This window comes from Enterovibrio norvegicus FF-33 (genome assembly GCF_000286835.2).
Lineage (GTDB): Bacteria > Pseudomonadota > Gammaproteobacteria > Enterobacterales > Vibrionaceae > Enterovibrio > Enterovibrio norvegicus_A.
This window is the reverse complement of sequence record NZ_AJYD02000013.1, coordinates 678,541-700,834: the sequence shown is the minus strand read 5'-3', so window position 1 is coordinate 700,834 and position 22,294 is coordinate 678,541. Positions and strand designations below refer to the sequence as shown.

Annotated in this window: 16 protein-coding genes; 11 read left to right on the top strand and 5 right to left on the bottom strand. The window is 46.9% G+C overall.

Annotated elements, in window-relative coordinates:
- Positions 1-107 precede the first annotated feature (107 nt).
- The 5 genes from aroA to gyrA all read right to left on the bottom strand — a co-directional run bounded on the left by aroA (position 108) and on the right by gyrA (position 8,504).
- On the bottom strand, positions 108-1,391 hold the full coding sequence (gene aroA / locus A1OO_RS05435) for a 3-phosphoshikimate 1-carboxyvinyltransferase (RefSeq protein WP_016960499.1): 1,284 nt from the start codon (positions 1,389-1,391) through the stop codon (positions 108-110).
- Between the two features lie 115 nt (positions 1,392-1,506).
- Complete coding sequence (locus tag A1OO_RS05430; protein ID WP_017004843.1) at positions 1,507-2,571, bottom strand: ion channel; 1,065 nt, start codon at positions 2,569-2,571, stop codon at positions 1,507-1,509.
- Positions 2,572-2,749: 178 nt separating this feature from the next.
- Positions 2,750-4,153, bottom strand: a complete 1,404-nt coding sequence (locus tag A1OO_RS05425) for a uracil-xanthine permease family protein (protein WP_016960501.1) — start codon at positions 4,151-4,153, stop codon at positions 2,750-2,752.
- A 322-nt stretch (positions 4,154-4,475) separates the two neighbouring features.
- Positions 4,476-5,558, bottom strand: a complete 1,083-nt coding sequence (gene serC, locus A1OO_RS05420; RefSeq protein ID WP_017004842.1) for a 3-phosphoserine/phosphohydroxythreonine transaminase — start codon at positions 5,556-5,558, stop codon at positions 4,476-4,478.
- 252 nt (positions 5,559-5,810) lie between these two features.
- Positions 5,811-8,504 carry a DNA topoisomerase (ATP-hydrolyzing) subunit A gene (gene gyrA / locus A1OO_RS05415; protein WP_017004841.1) on the bottom strand — a complete coding sequence of 898 codons (2,694 nt, stop codon included), beginning with the start codon at positions 8,502-8,504 and terminating at the stop codon, positions 5,811-5,813.
- A 658-nt stretch (positions 8,505-9,162) separates the two neighbouring features.
- Between gyrA and ubiG the strand changes: the two genes are divergently transcribed.
- The 11 genes from ubiG to glsA all read left to right on the top strand — a co-directional run bounded on the left by ubiG (position 9,163) and on the right by glsA (position 22,285).
- The gene (ubiG, locus tag A1OO_RS05405; protein ID WP_016960506.1) at positions 9,163-9,876 is read left to right on the top strand and encodes a bifunctional 2-polyprenyl-6-hydroxyphenol methylase/3-demethylubiquinol 3-O-methyltransferase UbiG; all 714 of its coding nucleotides are present in this window, start codon (positions 9,163-9,165) and stop codon (positions 9,874-9,876) included.
- Positions 9,877-9,948: 72 nt separating this feature from the next.
- Entirely contained in the window at positions 9,949-10,605 is a 657-nt protein-coding gene (locus tag A1OO_RS05400; protein WP_017004840.1) for an HAD family hydrolase, read from the top strand.
- 400 nt (positions 10,606-11,005) lie between these two features.
- Entirely contained in the window at positions 11,006-13,285 is a 2,280-nt protein-coding gene (nrdA, locus tag A1OO_RS05395; protein ID WP_016960508.1) for a class 1a ribonucleoside-diphosphate reductase subunit alpha, read from the top strand.
- 66 nt (positions 13,286-13,351) lie between these two features.
- On the top strand, positions 13,352-14,485 hold the full coding sequence (gene nrdB / locus A1OO_RS05390; RefSeq protein WP_017004839.1) for a class Ia ribonucleoside-diphosphate reductase subunit beta: 1,134 nt from the start codon (positions 13,352-13,354) through the stop codon (positions 14,483-14,485).
- Positions 14,482-14,772 (top strand): 2Fe-2S iron-sulfur cluster-binding protein, encoded by a 291-nt coding sequence (locus tag A1OO_RS05385; protein ID WP_016960510.1) that lies wholly within the window; start codon positions 14,482-14,484, stop codon positions 14,770-14,772. The genes nrdB and A1OO_RS05385 overlap by 4 nt, the downstream gene beginning before the upstream one ends.
- 361 nt (positions 14,773-15,133) lie before the next feature.
- The gene (locus tag A1OO_RS05380; protein WP_017004838.1) at positions 15,134-16,147 is read left to right on the top strand and encodes a C4-dicarboxylate TRAP transporter substrate-binding protein; all 1,014 of its coding nucleotides are present in this window, start codon (positions 15,134-15,136) and stop codon (positions 16,145-16,147) included.
- Between the two features lie 72 nt (positions 16,148-16,219).
- Positions 16,220-16,696: a TRAP transporter small permease gene (locus A1OO_RS05375; protein ID WP_016960512.1), complete on the top strand. Its 477-nt coding sequence runs from the start codon at positions 16,220-16,222 to the stop codon at positions 16,694-16,696.
- Positions 16,697-16,705: 9 nt separating this feature from the next.
- Positions 16,706-17,989, top strand: a complete 1,284-nt coding sequence (locus A1OO_RS05370) for a TRAP transporter large permease (protein ID WP_026024056.1) — start codon at positions 16,706-16,708, stop codon at positions 17,987-17,989.
- Positions 17,990-18,333: 344 nt separating this feature from the next.
- Complete coding sequence (locus A1OO_RS05365) at positions 18,334-19,713, top strand: glutamate decarboxylase (protein ID WP_016960514.1); 1,380 nt, start codon at positions 18,334-18,336, stop codon at positions 19,711-19,713.
- Positions 19,714-19,799: 86 nt separating this feature from the next.
- Entirely contained in the window at positions 19,800-21,347 is a 1,548-nt protein-coding gene (gene gadC / locus A1OO_RS05360; RefSeq protein WP_016960515.1) for a putative glutamine/gamma-aminobutyrate antiporter GadC, read from the top strand.
- Positions 21,344-22,285 carry a glutaminase A gene (gene glsA, locus A1OO_RS05355; RefSeq protein WP_017004837.1) on the top strand — a complete coding sequence of 314 codons (942 nt, stop codon included), beginning with the start codon at positions 21,344-21,346 and terminating at the stop codon, positions 22,283-22,285. The genes gadC and glsA overlap by 4 nt, the downstream gene beginning before the upstream one ends.
- Positions 22,286-22,294 lie beyond the last annotated feature (9 nt).

Here is a 22,294-nt window from a genome sequence, read left to right as displayed (position 1 = left end):
TCTGAGGAATCGGGGACGTATTATAGGGAATTTCGACCAAAAAAAATAGGTCGGCGATGTGCAGACCTATTTTTGTTATGTCGATATCTTGTATGCGTGTTGTGGCGTTATCTTTCCGCTAGTGCGTCCAGTTTATCGAAATAGTCTGGGAATGTTTTCGATGTGCATTTAGGGTCATTGATGGTGACGGGCGTATCGCTCAGCGCAATCAATGAAAAGCACATTGCCATACGGTGATCGTCATACGTATCAATGGCGGCATGCTTAAGGTTCGCCGTCGGTGTAATGGTGATGTAATCTTCACCTTCTTCGACTTCTGCACCGACTTTTCGCAATTCAGTGGCCATGGCTGACAGGCGATCTGTTTCCTTCACACGCCAATTGTACACGTTGCGAATGGAAGTCGTGCCTTTTGCAAACAATGCAGTTGTGGCGATGGTCATCGCAGCATCAGGAATATGGTTGAAGTCGAGATCGACTGCGTTTAACTCACCACGTCGAGCAATGACGTAATCATCACCCCACTCGATTTCCGCTCCCATTGCTGCCAACGCATCAGCAAACTGTACATCACCTTGAATGCTTTTCTTGCCAATACCCGTCACTTTCACTTCTCCGCCTTTAATCGCGGCAGCGGCAAGGAAGTATGATGCTGAAGAAGCATCACCTTCCACCAAGAAGTCACCTGGTGCTGTGTAGGTTTGGTTCCCTTTCACAAAGAAGACTTGGTAATTGTCGTGCTCAACCGAAATACCAAACTGCGACATGATGTGCAGCGTGATATCAATGTAAGGCTTAGACACCAAATCACCCTTGATGCGGATTTCTGTGTCACCGCTAAACAGCGGTGCAGTCATCAAAAATGCCGTCAAGAACTGGCTCGAAATCGTGCCATCGATTTCTACCGAACCACCCGCGATATCAGCGCTAATGATTTTTAGCGGCGGATAATCTTGATTCTCAAGATAGGTGACATCTGCACCCACATCACGAAGCGCGTCCACCAAATGGCCGATCGGGCGCTCTTTCATACGTGGCTCACCGGTGAGTACGTATTCTCCTTTGCCCAAACACAATGCAGCAGCCAACGGTCGCATTGCTGTGCCTGCATTACCAAGGAAGAGTTCTGTCGGTTCAGATGTTTGAAACGCACCGCCAAGACCTTCAACTTCGCAGACCGTTTTGTCGTCTGACAAACGATAGGTAACACCCAGTTTCGCGAGTGCATTGAGCATGTGGCGAATGTCATCACTATCTAGCAAGTTGGTTAAGCGAGTTGTGCCTTTTGCCAGCGCGGCTAACAGCAAAGCACGATTTGACACGCTTTTTGAACCAGGGAGGTTCACTTCACCGTTAATTTTGGAAATAGGTTGTAACGTCAATTGCTCCATCTGAACTACTTGGGATCCTTAATTTTTCGTACCCCGAGAGTAACGAAAAAGCAGCGGTTCGGCTAGTCCCCCGCTGCTTTGATGTTTTTTAGCCCGTTTTTTGATATTCAGAATGTTAACGTGTCATTTTCTTCACAAATACAACAACAAATAGGGCAATGGTGAAACTACCAGTGAATGCTTCTGTCGCAGCCACTAATCTCGACATTCCGATCGGTATGTAGTCACCATAACCAAGCGTGGTAAATGTCACCACACTGTAATAAAGGCACTCTGCAAACGCTTGAGCATTTCCCCCAAGCCCCTGACTCTCTGAATATCCCACAGGTTCACCTGAAAACTGTATCCCGGTGAAAAAATAGAGCATTGCACTGATGACGATGAGCGCAAGTGAGAAAAAAACAACCCGAATCGGGCTTTCGCCATAGCCGCAAAAAAGATCCACCGTTTTTGACATGGCTCGTTGAGTGGAAAATAGAGGCATTTGATAACGGCGCATCGTCAGTTCTTTTTGTAAGAAATAGCCTGCCATGGTGAAAATGCCATTCGCTTCCGACGCCTTACGTAAATCTCGATATATTTCTTCAGACTGCTCATACAGGTCTAACGCTTTTTCCATGTCACGATGCTTTTCTGCGATACGCCCCTCCGCTTCTTGTTGCAGAGTGTGGCCTATCTTAATGTTGTCAATTTTGGTGTCAGTTAACTTCACACCCAACAAGTTACAGTTGATAAAGCTGGCGCAGTGAATATTGGCGTCATGTAAGTCTGCTTTCATCAAGCTGCCGTGATCGAATTTGGCATTGAAAAGGTGAGCGCAGGTCATGTTTGAGCGATAGAAATTAGCATGGCTGAGATCATAACCACCACCTGAGCCATGCCTAACGAGGTTCACGTCTTTAAGGTCCCCACGCTTGACGATGATACCTCTCAACTGGCCGCCGCTTTTGGCATAGGCTTCGAGCTTCTCTTTAACACCAGGAACTTCTTTCGAAAGATTCTCGTCATGCCAGTAACAAAAACCTGACTCTTCCGCTGGCTCATGGCAACTATGTTTCTCGCCATCGGGATCACAGTATCGGCAAATGGCTTGCTGAATGTCGTCGTTAACGATTGATGAGGATGATTCGGAAACAGTATCTGCGCCTTCAATGTGCGCGGACTCAGAGCTATTTGACATAACGGCACCTCCAATTTCTCAGTATAGAGACTGAAATGAAAAAGTGAGAGACGGTTATTTTTCATAGAGGTAGTGACGTAGAGGGAGGGCGAAAGAGAAAAAGGATCCAAAGAGGTAAAGAGGTAAGGTAGCGACCGTGATCTATGTAGTCGCTACCCTCTGTTCTTAACAAAGCGTGTTATTTCGCTTCTTGTCTCTCTTCGTGTTTTTCTTCGCGCTTGTCTTCTATTGGTAGCACAAGATTCAGAATGATTGCCGTCAAGCCACCCGCCGCCATACCTGAAGAAAGGATATTTCTGATCCAATCTGGCATGAATTGCAGGATCTCTGGTTTTTGCGCAATACCCAACCCCATGGAGAAGGACAGTGCCATGATGAGAATAGCTCGGCGGTTCAAATCACAACGCGAGATAATGCGAATGCCTGAAGCTGCAATCGTGCCAAACATAACAATCGTTGCGCCGCCCAACACAGGCTCCGGAATCAATTGAACCAAAGTTGCAACGCCCGGAAGTAAGCCAAGAATGACCAACATTCCCGCGACGAAGTAACCAATGTAACGACTCGCCACACCCGTTAATTGAATAACGCCGTTGTTTTGACTAAACGTTGAATTCGGAAAGCTATTCAAAACCGCAGCCAAAGCAGAGTTAACACCATCCGCCAACACGCCACCTTTAATGCGTTTCATGTAGATAGGACCTGATACTGGTTGCTCTGAGGTTTCAGACGTTGCAGTAATGTCCCCAATGGCTTCCAATGACGTGACTAAGAAGACAATTACAAGAGGCACAAGTAAGGTGAAATCGAACGACAAGCCATATTGCATCGGCTGAGGGATAGCAACCCACTCAATATCTTGTGCTGGTGCTGTATTTATCATACCGAGCACATAGGCAAGCAGTGTCCCCACGGTCATGGCGATAACAATCGAGGACATACGTAAATAAGGGTTATTGATACGATTAAGCAACACGATGACCACGAGTACGGAACCCGCGAGTAATAGATTCTTTAATTCACCAAACGTACCGTTCTCAATCGCCGCATAGCCGCCCCCCATAGAAGTCAGACCCACTTGGATCAGCGTCAAACCAATGAGTGTCACAACAATCCCCGACACCAATGGCGTGATCACACGTTGAGCATGCTCCAGCACACGAGATAGGAATACTTCCGTTAGTGAAGCAATCATGATGGTACCAAATATCGCTGCCATCATGGTTTCGGTATCTGCACCGCCCGCTTTCATCGCAAGACCCGCACCGATAATTGGCCCCAAGAAGTTGAAGCTGGTTCCCTGAATTGAGAGTAAACCCGACCCTAATGGCCCAATGGTTCGAATTTGAATAAGAGATGCCAGGCCAGAAGCAAAGAGAGACATACTGACAATGGTATTCGTGTCACTGGCAGGTAAGCCCAGAGCCTGACAAATGATCAATGAAGGGGTCACTACCGCAACAAACATCGCGAGCAAATGTTGTAGCGCAGCAAAAAGCGTCTGCGGAAGGGGCGGGCGATCATCAAGGCGATAAATCAACTCTGATGGACGAACAGTATCCGAATTTGAAGAAAGACTCATTGCGTACTACCTACGTTAAATGCACTTACTTCATCACGCTGAATGGGTGAAGAAGTTACCTGAATACATGTTCTGTGATTGCTGTTACTCAGAGCAATCAGGTAGCTAAGTGGCTGTTGTGGGGGGGTGATTTGCGCGCCATTTTATACAGCGAAAAATGAAAAGCAAACGTTTGCGCAATGCGGTTGAACTGTATGGCTACAGAGTGAGCACATTTAACAAGTTGCAAACAAAACAGATGGTAACGAAAGACAACTCGCGATATTTTAAATAAAAAAAACCGCCACATTGGGCGGTTTCTTCAATCGGTGAAAACAACGTATTAGGTGTTTTTCGCTTCAAACTCTTTCATGAAAGTAACCAGCGCTTGAACACCTTCCAATGGCATTGCATTGTAAATGGAAGCGCGCATGCCACCGACATCACGGTGTCCCTTTAGTGCTTTCAAGCCGAGTGCATCAGATTCAGTAAGAAATGCGTCGTCTAGTTCTGGGTTAACCAGTTGGAATGGCACATTCATCAATGAACGGTTGTCAGCATGAATTTGGTTCACGTAGAAGTCAGACGAATCAATGAAGCCGTATAGCAATGCGGCTTTTTCTTCATTCTTCGCTTGCATCACTTCAAGCCCACCCTGCTCTTTTAGCCACTTGTAGACTTCACCCGCCAGATACCAACCAAACGTTGGCGGTGTGTTGAACATGGAGTCTTTTTCCACCAAGGTTGTGTAATTAAGTACGTTTGGCAAAAATTCTTTTGCACGCCCCAACAAATCGTCACGAACAATCACCAAGGTGATCCCAGCAGGGCCAATATTTTTCTGTGCACCCGCATAGATGACACCGTATTTCGACACATCGATAGGACGTGACAAAATCGTAGATGACATATCAGCCACAATAGGTTTGTCCGTTTCTGGAAGATCGCGAATTTCGATACCATCTATCGTTTCGTTCGGGCAAAAATGCACAAATGCCGCGTCACCGCTCAGCTTCCAATTTTTTGCAGGCTGTACGGCGCGCTTACCATCAATATCAGTCAATACATTGACGACGTTTGGTGTGCAATATTTCTTTGCTTCTTTCACCGCACTCGTCGCCCAATAGCCTCCATCGACGTAGTCAGCAATCGTTTTATTGCCCAATAGATTCATCGGTACAGCGGCAAACTGAGCGCGAGCGCCACCCTGACAGTAAAGGACATGATAGTTATCTGGGATGGATAGCAATTCACGGAGGTTTTTCTCAGCCTCATCCACAACCGCTAGAAACGCTTTGCTGCGATGAGAGATCTCCATGACCGAAGAACCAGTGCCGTTCCAGTCAATCAGTTCAGCCTGAACTTTTGCTAGAACAGCTTCCGGTAACATCGCGGGACCCGCTGAGAAGTTATGTACCTTTTCCATGATTTATCAATGCTCCTGCGTTTAATCGCTTAATAGTGACTTTCGACCTGTGAGTCGGATGATTTTTTTGCCGACAGCGCCCTGTATCAGGTGAGAAAGAAAGCCAAAAAAAATTCGTATTGGTTTTGTTTTATCACCTTTTTTAAGGGATTGGAACGGGAAATATGCTCGACTTTCTTTGACCTTTAGAAAGAAGATAAAAAAAACGCAGCCTAAGCTGCGTTTTTCTATGACAGAGGATGAAAGGAAAGATTATTCCTCTTCAGTTCCTTCGTCTTCAGGCTTGTCTGTAGGTGTTTCTACTGTCGCATCGTCAGATGTTGCTTCTGATGCTTCAGCAGGTGCTTGCTCTACAACTTCGCCGTTTTCATCCAGAATTAGTTCTTCTTCTGGCTCATCGATGCGTTGGAGACCAACCACTTTTTCGTCTTCGCTGGTGCGGATCAGAGTGACACCTTGGGTATTTCGACCCACTTGGCTGACTTCAGCAACACGAGTACGAACTAGCGTACCTGCGTTGGTGATCATCATAAACTCATCACCGTCGGTCGCTTGGACAGCGCCAACCACACAACCATTTCGCTCAGAAACCTTGATAGACACAACGCCTTGAGTCGCACGGCTCTTCGCTGGGTATTGGCCAAGTTCAGTACGCTTGCCGTAACCGTTTTCGGTCACAGTCAGTACATCGCCTTCGTTTTTCGGAACGATAAGTGAAACCACTTTATCGCCTTCAGCCAACTTAATACCGCGAACACCAGCCGCTGTACGGCCCATGCCACGAACACCACCTTTCGCATTGCCTTCTTCATCATAAACAGGGCTTTCGTAGAAACGAACAACCTTGCCATACGAAGAGAACAACATGATGTCACGCGTGCCATCGGTGATATCAACACCAATTAGCGAATCACCTTCACGAAGGTTAACAGCAATGATACCTGCGCTACGTGGGCGGCTGAAATCAGTCAACGGCGTTTTCTTCACAGTACCGTCACCGGTTGCCATGAAGACAAACTTGTCTTCTGAGTACTCTTTAACAGGCAGAATCGCAGTAATGCGTTCATTCGGCTCAAGAGGAAGTAGGTTAACAATTGGCTTGCCACGTGCAGTACGTGATGCCAATGGAAGCTGATAAACCTTCAACCAGTACATACGACCACGGCTTGAGAAGCACAAAATGGTGTCATGAGTATTCGCGACGAGAAGACGTTCAATGTAGTCTTCTTCTTTCATGCGTGTTGCTGACTTACCTTTACCACCACGACGCTGCGCTTCGTAATCAGACAGAACCTGATACTTCACGTAGCCCGCATGAGAAAGTGTGACAACAACATCTTCTTGATTGATCAGATCTTCAATATCGATGTCATGGCTTGCTGCAGTGATTTCAGTGCGACGCTCGTCACCATATTCATCACGTACCGCTTCAAGCTCTTCACGAATGACTTCCATCAAACGATCTGGATTAGACAGGATGTACATCAGCTCGCCAATCAATGTCAGCAGCTCTTTGTATTCATCCAGGATCTTGCCATGCTCTAGACCCGTCAATTTGTGCAGACGCAGATCTAGAATTGCTTGGGCTTGTTGTTCTGTCAGGAAGTACATTCCATCACGAACACCAAACTCATCTTCAAGCCATTCAGGACGAGCCGAGTCAACACCAGTCGCCTCAAGCATTACCGCTACTGTACCCAAATCCCAACCACGTAGTTGCAGTTGTTCGCGGGCAATAGCTGGCGTTTGTGCGTTACGAACCATTTCGATGATTTCATCGATGTTCGCAAGGGCAATCGCCAAACCTTCCAAGATATGTGCACGATCACGCGCTTTGCGCAGTTCGTAAATAGTACGACGTGTTACCACCTCACGGCGGTGATTCACGAAGCACTTCAGCATATCTTTCAGGCCGAACAGGCGTGGCTGGTTATTGTCCAGCGCGACCATGTTGATACCAAAAGAGGTTTGCAGTTGCGTTTGTGAGTAAAGGTTGTTGAGAATAACCTCGCCGACCGCATCACGTTTACATTCAATCACGATACGCATGCCGTCTTTATCAGACTCATCACGTAGCGCACTGATGCCTTCAATCTTCTTATCTTTAACCAGCTCGGCAATCTTCTCGATCAAACGTGCTTTGTTAACTTGATAAGGGATTTCAGAAACAATGATGGTTTCTTTACCGTTCTTCTCGACTTCGATTGCCGCGCGAGAGCGCAGATAAATCTTGCCGCGACCAGTACGGTAAGCATCTTCAATGCCTTTACGGCCATTGATCATTGCTGACGTCGGGAAGTCAGGACCTGGAATGTGTGTCATCAGCTCTTCAATGCTGATTTCTTCATTCTCAATGTATGCCAAACAACCGTTAACCACTTCAGTCAGGTTATGCGGAGGAATATTGGTCGCCATACCTACTGCGATACCGGACGAACCGTTCACAAGCAAGTTTGGAATACGCGTTGGCATCACGTCTGGAATTTGTTCAGTACCGTCGTAGTTTGGAACGTAATCGACAGTATCTTTATCCAAATCAGCCAGCAGTTCGTGGGCGATTTTTGACATGCGAACTTCGGTATAACGCATTGCCGCCGCTGAATCGCCGTCAATAGAACCGAAGTTGCCTTGTCCATCAACCAGCATGTAACGCAGCGAGAAAGGCTGTGCCATACGAACGATGGTGTCATAAACAGCGCTGTCACCGTGTGGGTGGTATTTACCGATCACATCGCCGACAACACGGGCAGATTTTTTATATGCTTTGTTCCAGTCGTTGCCTAATACATTCATCGCGAAAAGAACGCGACGGTGTACTGGCTTCAGACCATCACGCACGTCTGGAAGAGCACGACCAACGATAACGGACATCGCATAGTCGAGATATGAGCTTTTCAGCTCATCTTCAATGTTGACGGGCGTGATCTCTTTAGCAAGATCGCTCATGGAGCCAATATCCCTCAGGTAAGTATGTCAAAAATGACTACGTGCAAGACGGTGAGAATACCACAAAAACAGTCCAAGAGTCACAGCCTAAACCCGAGATAAATCACGAATTACTCTTAATCTGGCGCTCTAACGCACGACAGGGCGAAAAAATGCTCGGTGACAAGGTGGAGCTAGAAAAAATTGTCAGAATCGCTCACAGAAGCGTAGGCGTATATTTCACTGTCCTCTGGATATTTAAGGATCGAGCACGATCAACATTCGTTAGCTCACGATTTGTCATGTAATAAAAGAAAGAAAATCAGAGTGGGAAGCGTCTCTCAATATCCCTTCTCTTAGTAAGGAAAGATAGGGGCTAACACAATCAAGTGTTTGCAAGGAGGCGCTATGTTACATCAAGCAATCAATGCGGTGGGTATGGCAATAATTATCGGTAAATACACTTTATTGGCCCTACTGGCAGCCGTTGCCGTGACCAACGCAGCTTAACTTTCTTACCGAGAAATCATGTAGCTTCAACATTCACTCCGGGGGTCAACGCCTCCGGCTTTCAAGTTGCCCTCTCCCCTAATTTCTAATATCTGCTCCATTTCTTTGTTGATGTTTTTAATCTTTATAAAGCGGTTATAATGAAAAAAAATTTAGGGATAACTGCGCAATGACGACCCAACTCAATGTCGATCCAGCCGAAATAAAAAAATTTGAAGACATGGCCTCTCGTTGGTGGGATTTCGACGGCGAATTTAAACCGCTTCACCAAATAAACCCTCTTCGTCTGAATTATGTGATTGAACGCAGTGCCGGTGTCTTCGGTAAAAAAGTACTGGATGTCGGTTGTGGCGGAGGCATTCTGGCAGAAAGCATGGCACGCGAAGGTGCTGAAGTGACTGGCCTCGACATGGGTAAAGAGCCTCTTACTGTCGCGCGATTACATGCCTTGGAAACAGGCACTACTTTATCTTACATTCAGTCTACCGCTGAAGAACATGCAGAAACCCATGCCAATTACTATGACATTGTCACCTGCATGGAAATGCTGGAGCATGTTCCTGACCCAGCTTCAGTGATTGCCGCTTGCGCAAAAATGGTGAAGCCTGGCGGTCATGTCTTTTTCTCGACACTAAATCGCAACACAAAATCTTGGTTGTTTGCCATTGTCGGCGCAGAGCACCTGATGAAGATTGTTCCTAAGGGTACCCATGACCACAATAAATTCATTCGACCATCAGAATTGTTAAAGATGATTGATGCCACACCGCTTACTGAGCAGCACATGACGGGCCTCCACTACAACCCGCTGACAGACAAATACTGGCTCTCGCCTCGTAATGTAGACGTCAATTACATCGTACATACTCATAGCCCGGAATAACCGGGCGTTTTTTTGTTCGGGAATTGACTTCCCTAATTTGTCACTAGCGATCAGCGATTAAAGGATGAATCGATGAAAGGAACGATCAAAGCTGTGTTGTTTGATTTGGATGGCACACTACTTGATACCGCGCCCGATATGGCAAATGCCGCTAACTGTGTCCTGCATGACTACGGTCTTCCTCCTTTAAATGACGCACAAATTCAAGCTAACACCAGTCACGGGGCGCGCGGCCTATTACGTGCAGGGTTTGGAGACTCTCTAGAGGGTAGAGACATTGATTCTCTCCGGCTGTCATTTCTTGACCACTATGAGAAAAACATCTGCACTGACACCAAGTTTTACGAGGGCGTTACCGATCTCATTGCGCAACTCTCAGCGCGCAATATCCCATGGGGTATTGTCACTAATAAGCCTGGCTTTCTTACTGAAATGTTACTCCCCTACTTTCCCGAACTCGAACAAACACAAGCACTCGTGTGTGCCGACACGCTCAGCCGAGCGAAACCGCATCCTGACCCACTTATCTTCGCTGCAGGCTTACTGTCTATGCTGCCATCAGAGTGTTTATATGTCGGTGATATCAAAAACGACATTGTCGCCGCTAAAGCTGCGGATATGCATTCTGCTGTTGCTGCTTGGGGTTACATCGGCGCGGAGCAAAACCCTATCGAGTGGGATGCAGATCTTATTTTTAACAAAGCTGTAGGAATTCTGTCATTATTCTGATCCTCGTCACAAGCATGGAGAACATAAAATAACCACTTTTCAGTTAGTTAACTTGAAACATTGTTTGCATTCCTAGGCAAGGATAATATTTTTTTTTATTTGATTCCGTACCCTAAAAATCGTTGCATTTCTCTATGCCATTGCATCTTATGGGACAAAACAGTTAGTAAGCACTAACATGGCAATCTTCATCCCCAAGATATCCACAGAAGTCACAATTTACTCAACTTGCAATATCATCAGTGCACCACTATCTTGTTACTCAAGTAAGGCCTACCCCCTACATATAGTGTTTGAGTGTGTACGCCATTAGTTTAATATTGATCACAAATCTTCCTTGCAATTTGTGAAATGTTTCAAAAACACGTCTTCAAGCAAGGAAATACCGGGAACGAGATAAATGAACCAACAACTTACCGTCCAAAAGCGCAGTGGCGCGAAGGAAAACATTGATCTAGACAAAATCCACCGCGTTATCGAGTGGGCAGCTAAAGATCTAGATAATGTCTCAGTATCACAAGTCGAACTCCGTTCTCACATCCAATTTTACGACGGTATTAAAACTGAAGACATCCACGAGACCATTATCAAAGCGGCTGCCGATCTAATCTCTGAACAGACGCCTGACTACCAATACCTCTCGGCACGTCTTGCCATCTTCCACTTGCGCAAGAAAGCCTATGGACAGTTTGAGCCACCAAAACTGGTTGAACATATCCGCAAAATGGTCGACATGGGTAAGTACGACAAACACATATTGGAAGACTACACAGAAGAAGAGTTAAACATTCTCGACGGTTATATCGACCACTGGCGTGATATGAACTTTTCTTACGCTGCCGTTAAGCAGTTAGAAGGCAAATATTTGGTACAGAACCGTGTTACTGGTGAAATCTACGAAAGCGCACAGTTTTTGTACATCATGGTTGCTGCTTGTCTGTTTGCTAACTATCCCAAAGAAACGCGCCTGGCTTATATTCGTCGTTTCTACGATGCAGTGTCACAATTCAAAATCTCACTGCCAACGCCAATCATGTCTGGTGTTCGTACGCCGACTCGACAATTCAGCTCGTGTGTACTGATCGAATGTGATGACAGCCTAGACTCTATCAACGCAACGGCCAGCGCTATAGTGCGCTATGTTAGCCAGCGTGCTGGTATCGGCATCAATGCAGGTCGCATTCGCGCACTCGGTAGCCCAATTCGCGGCGGCGAAGCTTTCCACACCGGTTGTATCCCGTTTTATAAGTACTTCCAAACAGCCGTTAAGTGCTGTTCACAAGGCGGTGTACGCGGTGGCGCAGCGACATTGTTCTACCCAATGTGGCACCGCGAAGTAGAAAACCTACTGGTCCTGAAGAACAACCGTGGTGTTGAAGAGAACCGCGTCCGTCACATGGACTACGGTGTGCAAATCAACAAACTGATGTACACCCGACTCATCAAGGGTGGAAACATATCTTTGTTCTCTCCATCGGATGTCCCAGGTCTCTATGACTCATTCTTTGCTGATCAAGAAGAGTTCGAACGTCTTTACGTTCAGTATGAACAAGATGCATCAATCCAACGTGAAACAGTGAAAGCTGTTGAGCTGTTCTCTTTGATGATGCAAGAGCGAGCATCAACAGGTCGTATCTATATTCAGAACGTTGACCATTGCAACACACACAGCCCGTTCGACCCAAAAGTTGCGCCAATTCGTCAGTCAAATCTATGTTTGGAAATCGCATTGCCGACCAAACCGCTGACCAATGTTGAAGACGACAATGGCGAAATTGCGCTTTGTACCCTGTCGGCGTTTAACTTGGGTGCAATTAAAGAGTTGGATGAACTGGAAGACTTGGCCGACCTGACTATCCGCGCATTGGATTCTCTACTTGATTACCAAGACTACCCACTGCCAGCGGCACGCAAAGCGACGATGAACCGCCGTACTCTAGGTGTAGGCGTGATCAACTTCGCTTACTATCTGGCGAAAAATGGTGTGCGCTACTCTGACGGAAGCGCGAATGGCCTAACACACCGCACCTTCGAAGCGATTCAGTATTACCTGCTGAAAGCCTCTTTGGGTTTAGCAAAAGAAAAAGGCGCTTGCCCGTCGTTCAACGAAACAACCTACTCGCAAGGTGTGCTGCCTATAGACACTTATAAGCGCGATTTAGACAAAGTTTGTGAAGAGCCACTTCACTACGATTGGGAAACCTTACGTGGTGAAATCGTTGAGCATGGCCTTCGCAACTCGACGCTGTCTGCATTAATGCCGTCAGAAACGTCGTCACAAATCTCGAACGCAACCAATGGCATCGAGCCACCGCGTGGTTTTGTTTCAGTCAAAGCATCGAAAGACGGCATTCTGAAGCAGGTTGTTCCTGAGTACGACAAGTACAAAGAAAACTACGAACTGCTATGGAACATCGGATCTAATGATGGATACCTACAGTTAGTCGGTATCATGCAGAAGTTTGTAGACCAAGCGATCTCGGCAAACACCAACTATGACCCAAGCAAACAAGCTGGCGGTAAAACACCGATGAAACTGCTGTTGAAAGATTTGCTTTCAGCGTACAAGCTGGGTGTAAAAACCTTGTATTATCACAACACCCGAGACGGTGCGGATGATGCGCAGCAAGATCTAGCAGTACAAGACGATGACTGCGCAGGCGGCGCTTGTAAAATCTAATACCCAAACGGGAGGGAGCACATGCTCCCTCTTTGAGGTTTCATTCTACACGGTATATTGAAAGCAATGGCTTACAGCACTTTTTCAAAAGAAAACAACAATGCACTCAAAGAACCAATGTTCTTTGGTCAATCTGTTAACGTCGCGCGATACGACCAACAGAAATATGAAATTTTCGAAAGACTGATCGAAAAGCAACTTAGCTTTTTCTGGCGTCCCGAAGAAGTTGATGTATCAGGCGATCGCATCGACTACAACAAGCTACCAGAACATGAAAAGCACATTTTCATCAGTAATTTGAAATATCAAACACTGTTGGACTCCATTCAAGGCCGAAGCCCGAATGTCGCTCTGCTGCCATTGGTGTCTATTCCTGAACTAGAAACGTGGATTGAAACATGGTCTTTTTCTGAAACCATTCACTCTCGTTCTTACACGCATATCATTCGTAATATCGTCAACAATCCATCCGTGGTGTTTGATGACATCGTTGCCAACGAGCAGATCATCAAGCGTGCGAATGACATTGCTAAGTATTATGACGACTTGATCCTGGCCACCAGTGACTATCACCGTTTAGGCGAAGGTGAACACACAGTAAACGGCGAAACCGTGGTTGTGTCGTTACGTGAACTGAAGAAAAAGCTTTATGTGTGCCTGATGTCAGTTAATGCGCTTGAAGCCATTCGCTTTTATGTCAGCTTTGCTTGTTCATTTGCGTTCGCAGAGCGTGAGTTGATGGAAGGCAACGCAAAAATCATCAAGCTAATCGCACGTGATGAGTCTTTGCACCTGACAAGCACACAGCACATGCTGAACATTCTTCGCAGCGGCGATGACGACCCAGAAATGGCTGAAATCGCAAAAGAATGCGAGCAGGAGTGTTTTGAGCTGTTCAAAGAAGCCGCCGAGCAAGAAAAAGAATGGGCAGAATACCTATTCAAAGATGGCTCTATGATTGGTTTGAACAAAGACATTCTTTGTCAGTACGTCGAGTACATTACCAATCTGCGCATGGCAGCGGTCGGCCTAAAATCAGCCTATCCGGGTGCATCGCAAAACCCAATTCCTTGGATTAATGCGTGGCTTTCTTCTGACAACGTGCAAGTCGCACCGCAAGAAGCTGAAATCAGCTCTTATCTGGTTGGCCAAATCGACAACGATGTTGATATGGACGATCTGGGTGACTTCGAACTATGAGTCGAATCACTATCACAGTGAACGGACAAGCGCTGGTGGGAAATACCCACCAGCCTCTGCTTGAGCAAATCGAGCAGGCTGGGTTGCAACCTGAGTTTCAATGCAGAAATGGTGTTTGCGGCGCGTGTCGTTGCAAGTTGGACAAAGGCGCCGTTTCTCAACAAGATGCGATGGCTTATCTGGCCGCAGGTGAAATCCTTACATGCCGTTCTACACCACGTGAAAGCGTGGACCTAGAATTTGATTACCAGGTTTCTTTAGTCACTAAAAAAGCCGCGAACCTCTGAATCAGCCTTCGCGGCACTATTCCCTTCCTAGACTCTGACCCAAGCTGACTAGCTTAACGTCAACTGCCTCAACCGCGTTTTGCACCACACCAATTCAAACATGTTCACATGAAAACGAGCAGCCGCTTTTACATCCCCTGCAACGCCCTTTAAACACGGGTCTTTCCGCCAAGAAAGCGCTTCCCTTAGCTTTGTTAACGTGATCACAGCGTTCGTATGAACATTTATATGTTCATGTGAAACTCACCCCATTTACTATATCTTGCCTAGAGCTCGTTACATTTCTGCAACAAGAATCACGGTTGCATATAAAATCAATGAAAGAAAGTGAACTTTCATCAATAAAGAAGGGAACGACCGAATGAAAAAGCTATTACTTGGAACCTTACTTTCTGCCACAACCTTATTTGGGTTTGGTATGGCCTCGACTGCAGCCATCGCCAGCGACAATGACCCAGTAAAAATCAATATGAGTCTCGTTTTCACCCAAAATGAACTCCTCACTCAAGAGTTGATTAAAGTTGCTGATAAAATCAAAGAACGCACTGACGGCGGCGTAAACATCAAAGTTTTTCCTGGAGGCCAACTCCCAGTATACAAAGATAACCTTGAGCAAGTTGTAAACGGCGCAAACTGGATTGCGGTTGAAGATTTAAGCTACCTCGGCGATTACGTCCCTGATTTTGCCGCACTAGCAGGGCCAATGCTTTATACTTCTTACGATGAATACCTGGCGATGATGGACACCGACTACGTTGCGAAGTTAACTGAAGAAGTCGAGAAGAAAGGCATAAAAGTGCTCAGCGCGGATTACATCTTTGGTTTCCGTCACATGATCACCAATAAAGAAATCAATACACCAGAAGACATGAACGGAATGCGTATTCGCGTACCAGGTAGCCAGCTCTTCATCAATACACTGTCCTCAATGGGCGCATCTCCAGCCGCATTGCCGTTCCCAGAAACCTACGCAGGTGTTCAGCAAGGCGTGGTTGACGGACTGGAAGGGTCAATTCTGACTATGTATTCGACCAAAATCTATGAAGTGGCGAAGAACATGTCTAAAACGGGCCACTTCCTCGGCACCGTTGGCCTTTACATCTCTCCAAGCGTTTGGGACAAACTGACCGCGGAACAACAAAAAATCGTGATGGAAGAAATCAATGCCGGCGCAGTATCAAACACCGAGCAATTGGTGAAGCTTGACGCTGAGTACGAGCAAAAGCTTAAAGAACAGGGTGTGACGTTCAATGATGTGGATACCGCCGCGTTCAACAAGCTAACCGCTGATGTCTATAATCAATTCCCTGCATGGAGCGAAGGTGTTCACGGCACTATCAACGCAGAATTGGAAAAAATCCGCGCTGCTAAGTAAGCCTCTAACCTCTGCCCCAGCGCATCTCATGCTGGGGCTAGATCTTTTCAGCCTTACTGTCTTGGAGTCACCATGCGGTTTCTAGCTAACTTCGAAGAAATCTTGGCCTCAATCGCCATTTCCATCACAGTCGTGGTGGTTATCATCAATGTTTTTCTTCGCTATTGCTTTGGGTTTGTTGTGCCTTGGAGTGAAGAGCTTTCAGTGATCTGTTTTACATGGTCCGTCTACTTCGGCATTAGCTCTTGCTACAAGCATAAGCTGCATATGGGTGTCGATGTCATCTTGAGCTTCATCCCCCAGAGTGGACAGCGATATTTCAGACTTTTCATCTCGTTTTTCCTATTGGTACTCAACGTTACGATGGCCTACCTCAGCGTCAGCTACACCATGCTTTCGACAAAGGTCACCCCAGTGATGGGCATGTCTTATTTCCCAATTAACAGCGTTCTTGTTGTCTGCTTTTCTTTGATGGCGTTTCACACCATCAGATTCATCATCGATGATTTGAAGCCGTCAGATAACGACACGCTTAACAAAGCGCAATAGGTGGCTGCTGTGGATATCTATATACCTATTATTCTTTTATTTGTGTTGTTCCTTCTCAACATACCCATTGCCTTTTCCTTGATCGCTTCATCGATGTTTTACTTCCTATTCATCAATGACTCCATCCCAGTAAGTTTGGTCATGCAGCGGTTTATCTCTACGGTTTCTTCCTTCCCACTTCTTGCAATCCCTTTCTTTATCATGGTTGGCTCAATCATGAACTACGCGGGAATAAGCCGAAATCTACTGGCATTTGCAGACTCACTCATCGGACATAAAGTCGGTGGATTAGCACATGTGAATGTGTTGCTCAGTACCTTGATGGGCGGCATTTCTGGGTCGGCGAATGCGGATGCTGCCATGCAGTCAAAGATACTCGCACCAGAGATGACAAAACGCGGTTACGACTTGCCTTTCACCGCCGCTGTCACTGCGGCGTCGTCAAGCATCAGTCCTGTTATACCACCAGGTATCAACCTGATCATTTTCGCTTTGCTTGCCAATGTATCCGTGCATTCCATGTTTATCGCTGGGTATGTCCCTGCGTTTATGATGGCTGCAGCCTTGATGATCACTATTGCTTTCATTTCCAAAAAACGTAAATACAAGCCTTCACGGGAGCACCCTGCGAGCGGAAAAGAAAGGCTCGGCTACTTCGGCAAAGCGATACCTGCGTTGCTGATCCCGTTTGGCATCATATTAGGCATGCGCTTTGGTCTCTTTACCCCGACGGAAGCTGGCGCTATTGCCGTATTGCTCTGTACCATCATTGGTTTTGCTATCTATCGCGAGTTAAAGATCCATCATTTTGCGGCCATTTTGCGCGAAACCATTCAGGGCACCAGCAGCGTCATGTTCATCATTATTGGTGCAATGGTCTTTGGGTATTACATGACGTTGGAGCAAATACCTCAAGACGTTGCGTCAATGCTTATTAGCCTGACGGATGACAAAGCCGTGTTGCTGCTCATCATCAATATTCTTCTGATCGTTGTTGGTATGTTCATTGAGGGTGGCGCAGCAATGATTATCCTGACACCACTGCTGTTGCCCGCTGTACTCAATCTCGGCGTCAACCCAGTTCACTTCGGTATCATTATCATCGTCAATATCATGATTGGTGGTGTCACTCCACCGTTTGGTTCAATGATGTTTACCGTTTGCTCCATTCTTCGGGTAAGGATGGTTGATTTTGTGCGAGAAGTAGCGCCGTTACTGGCAGCACTACTGACTGTATTGATGATTCTGACTTACTGGGAAGGGCTGGTGATGTTCTTACCAAACCTTTTTTAATTGATTCATCGTTTCAACAAGATGCCATCGCATATCTTGTTGCCAAAATAGGCCGCAAAACGCTTATTCAGGTTCTGCGGCGTTTTTTTCACTCCCATCGTCAAGATACATTGCCTACAATCTCGTCCACCGATCTCTCGCTAATATCTCGACTCTTCGTGTTATTACATTGATAGAAAATCACACCCCGCATTGCGATGTCCAAAAAACCGTCTTTTTTACTGTTATCATCTCATTTATTGAACACTTCTTTTTCTCTGCCTTTCCAATACTGATAGCTGGACGAAATCATTCGTCAGAGAACACTTTTTCTCAACCATTTCCAGCGCGTCAGGAGACACAAAATGGGATTGCATTTCACCAAACAACAAGACCCTCAAAATGAAGATTTCTATGAAGAGGCTCTTTCCCGCACTCAATTACCTAAGCATGCCATACCAGCCAATAGCCAATCTCCAGAGTTGATTGCACAGTTGTTACGTGATGAATTGTTGATGGATGGAAACGCCAGACAAAATCTTGCCACATTTTGTTCAACATGGATGGAGCCGAGTGTTCACGAGTTGATGGACGCATGTATCGACAAGAACATGATTGATAAAGACGAGTATCCGCAGACTGCGGAAATTGAATCTCGCTGCGTACATATTCTCGCCAAACTTTGGAATAGCCCGGAAAGTGACACCACCGTCGGCTGCTCAACCACGGGTTCATCAGAAGCTGCCATGCTCGGTGGCCTTGCTATGAAATGGAACTGGCGCAAAAAACGCGAAGCCTTAGGCCTTGCGACTGACAAGCCCAATATTGTCTGCGGCCCCGTACAAATCTGCTGGCATAAGTTCGCCCGCTACTTCGATGTAGAAATGCGTGAAATCCCACTCGACGGCGATGAAGTGGGAATGAACCCAGACAAGCTCTCTCAATACGTAGATGAAAATACGATAGGCGTCGTGCCTACCTTAGGTGTGACCTACACCTGCGTGTACGAACCCGTTGAAACCATTTCACAAAAACTCGATGAGCTCCAAGCACAGACCGGACTCGATGTGCCCATTCACGTTGATGGTGCTTCGGGCGGCTTTATTGCGCCGTTTGTTACCCCGGAATTGAAGTGGGATTTCCGGCTACCTCGCGTTGTCTCCATCAACAGTTCTGGTCATAAGTACGGACTGGCGCCTCTTGGCGTGGGCTGGGTAGTATGGCGAGATAAGGCACATCTGCCCGAGGAACTCGTGTTTGATGTCGATTACCTCGGCGGGAATATGCCAACATTCGCGCTCAATTTTTCTCGTCCCGGCGGTCAAATCGTCGCGCAATACTACAACTTTCTGCGTCTTGGTTTTGAAGGCTACAAAGGCATTCACGAATCGTGTTTCAGCACAGCACAATGGCTAGCAGATGAAATTGCCAAAATTGGTCCTTTCGATCTCTTCTACGATGGCCGTGGTGGACTTCCTGCACTCAGCTACAGCCTAAAAGAAGGCGATTGGGGCTTCACTCTGTATGACTTATCCGATCGGATGCGAATGCGAGGATGGCAAATTGCTTCTTATCCCCTACCAAGCAACCGCCAAGACACCGTCATACAGCGCATCATGATCCGTCATGGCGTTAGCTTAGATATGGTTGCGATGCTGTTAGAGGACCTTAAGCGGTGTATCGACTACTTCAAGCAGTACCCGCAAGCAAAATCCGGTACCACTTCCTCGTTCCATCACGGCTGATACTGAGCATCACAGCGTCGATGAATCGTTCAATTTAGTCCAAAGGCCACAAATAAACCGTGGCCTTCATATCTAAGGATTAAAAGATGGATAAGAAAATCAGTGCCTCATCAGTCGGCAAAATCAGCGTTTTCACTTTTGCCATTATGAATGTTGTGGCCGTGGTGAGTCTGCGTGGCTTACCCGCTGAAGCAGAATACGGGCTCAGCTCTGTATTTTATTATGCGTTTGCCGCCGTATTTTTCCTCGTGCCTGTTTCACTGGTGGCTGCGGAACTTGCTACTGGGTGGCCAGAAAAAGGAGGGATCTTCCGTTGGGTCGGAGAAGCCTTTGGTCCAAGGTTAGCCTTTATGGCCATGTTCCTGCTGTTCGTTCAAGTGTGTGTATGGTTCCCCACTGCGCTCACCTTTGGTGCTGTATCACTGGCCTTCATTGGCCCCGATCAAACCTTTGATGCAGCCTTGTCACAAAATAAATTCTTTGTTCTGGCCATTGTGCTGGCTATCTATTGGTTTGCCACTTTCATCGCTTTTCGTGGTGTTTCAGCATTTACTTTGCTGTCCAAGTGGGGTGGGATCATCGGCACCATCATCCCCGCGATCATCCTTATTTTGCTTGGTTTTGCTTTTCTGTTCAGCGGCGAGAAAATCCAAATAGAGATGGCGTGGAAAGACGTTATCCCCGACTTTTCTAACTTCAATAACGTGGTACTCGCGGCCAGTATTTTCCTGTTTTATGCGGGGATGGAAATGAATGCGATTCACGTGAAAGACCTAGATAATCCAACGCGCTCCTACCCGATCGCCATAGGTATTGCTGCGCTAGGTACCGTCGTGATCTTTGTGCTAGGTACACTTGCCATCGCCTTTGTTATACCCAGTACCGACATCAATCTCACACAAAGTCTGCTTGTGGCCTATTTTGATATGTTCCGCTGGGCGGGCCTGAGCTTTCTGGGGCCAATTATGGCTATTTGCCTCGCCATTGGCGTGCTCGCCGGTATTGTGACTTGGGTAGCGGGTCCCTCGACCGGTTTACTTGAAGTGGCAAAAGCGGGTTATATGCCGCGGTTTTGGCAAGAGACCAACAAAAACGGAATGGCGACCCATATCCTTTTGGTGCAAGGCATCATCGTAAGCTTTCTCGCGATAACCTTTGTCGTGCTGCCCTCCGTCGAAGCGGCTTACCAAATTCTGAGTCAACTGGCCGCGGTGATTTACCTCACCCTATATATGCTGATGTTTTCAGCCGCGATTTATCTGCGCTTTAGTCAGCCTAATCGTCCGCGCCCGTACAATGTTCCCGGTGGGAAAAAAGGCTTATATCTTTTTGCTGGCGTTGGTTTCACAAGTTCTGCCATTGCCTTTGCTTTTAGCTTTATTCCACCAAGCCAGATTGCTGTTGGCAGCCCAACCGTGTTCATGTCAATACTGGTAGGGTTAAGCGTTGTCTTTATCACGATTCCCTTTGTTATCTATGCCATTCGCAAACCGCATTGGCGAGACGAGAACTCAGATTTTGCGCCGTTTACTTGGCAAATTGAAGGCGTTCACCCTGGCCTTAAAAACGAATCTGTCACACACACTGAAGCCGTAACGGCGATTCATCGTGAAGGTAAAGGAGAAGCATCATGAGTGCATTACCGTCTCCCGAAGCCCTGCAAACGTTAGTGGATGAAACTTATACTCAATTTCGAGCGTTACCAGGGGGCGAGAACGCAAGCTATATCCCATACCTCGCTTCTGTACCTTCCGATCTTGCGGCATTGGTGATTGTCACTGCAGATGGTGACATTTATCAGGCTGGCGATAGCAGTTATGGTTTCGCGATTGAATCCATCTCGAAGGTGCCGACATTGGCTTTACTGATGGAGGATGTTGGCCCAGAAATGGTGCGTGAAAAAATTGGCGCAGAGCCTACCGGGTTGCCTTTCAATTCTGTTGTGGCACTTTGTGAACATCAGGACAAACCATTGTCACCTCTCGTTAACGCGGGGGCGATGGCGAGTGTCAGCTTGCTCACCGCCTCTGACCCTGAAACACGATGGGCGCGTATTCTAGACATGCAGCAACGGATCACGGCTGGAAATATTGTGCTTTCTGATGACATCAATGCGTCTGAGCAAACCACCAACTTTCACAATCGCGGTATTGCATGGATTCTGTATGCGGCGGGCAACTGTTTCTGCGACCCAATGGAAGCTGTTGATGTCTACACGCGGCAATGCTCAACCTTGGTCACCTGCAAAGATCTTGCGGTGCTGAGTGCAACATTATCGAATCGCGGTAAGAACCCTATCTCTGGAGAGCAAGTCATCTCAGCGGGCAATGTTGCACCCATACTGGCAGAGATGTCGATGGAAGGTCTGTATGACTACTCAGGTGATTGGGCATTTGAAGTCGGCATGCCCGGTAAAAGCGGGGTGGGTGGTGGTGTGTTGGCGGTCGCCCCTGGCAAGCTGGGTATTGCTGCCTTCTCCCCACCCTTGGATGAGTCCGGCAATAGTGTTCGAGCGCAACGGATGATTTCTCATGTTGCTAAGACACTGAATCTCAACTTGTATGCTTCGTAACAGCTTTTA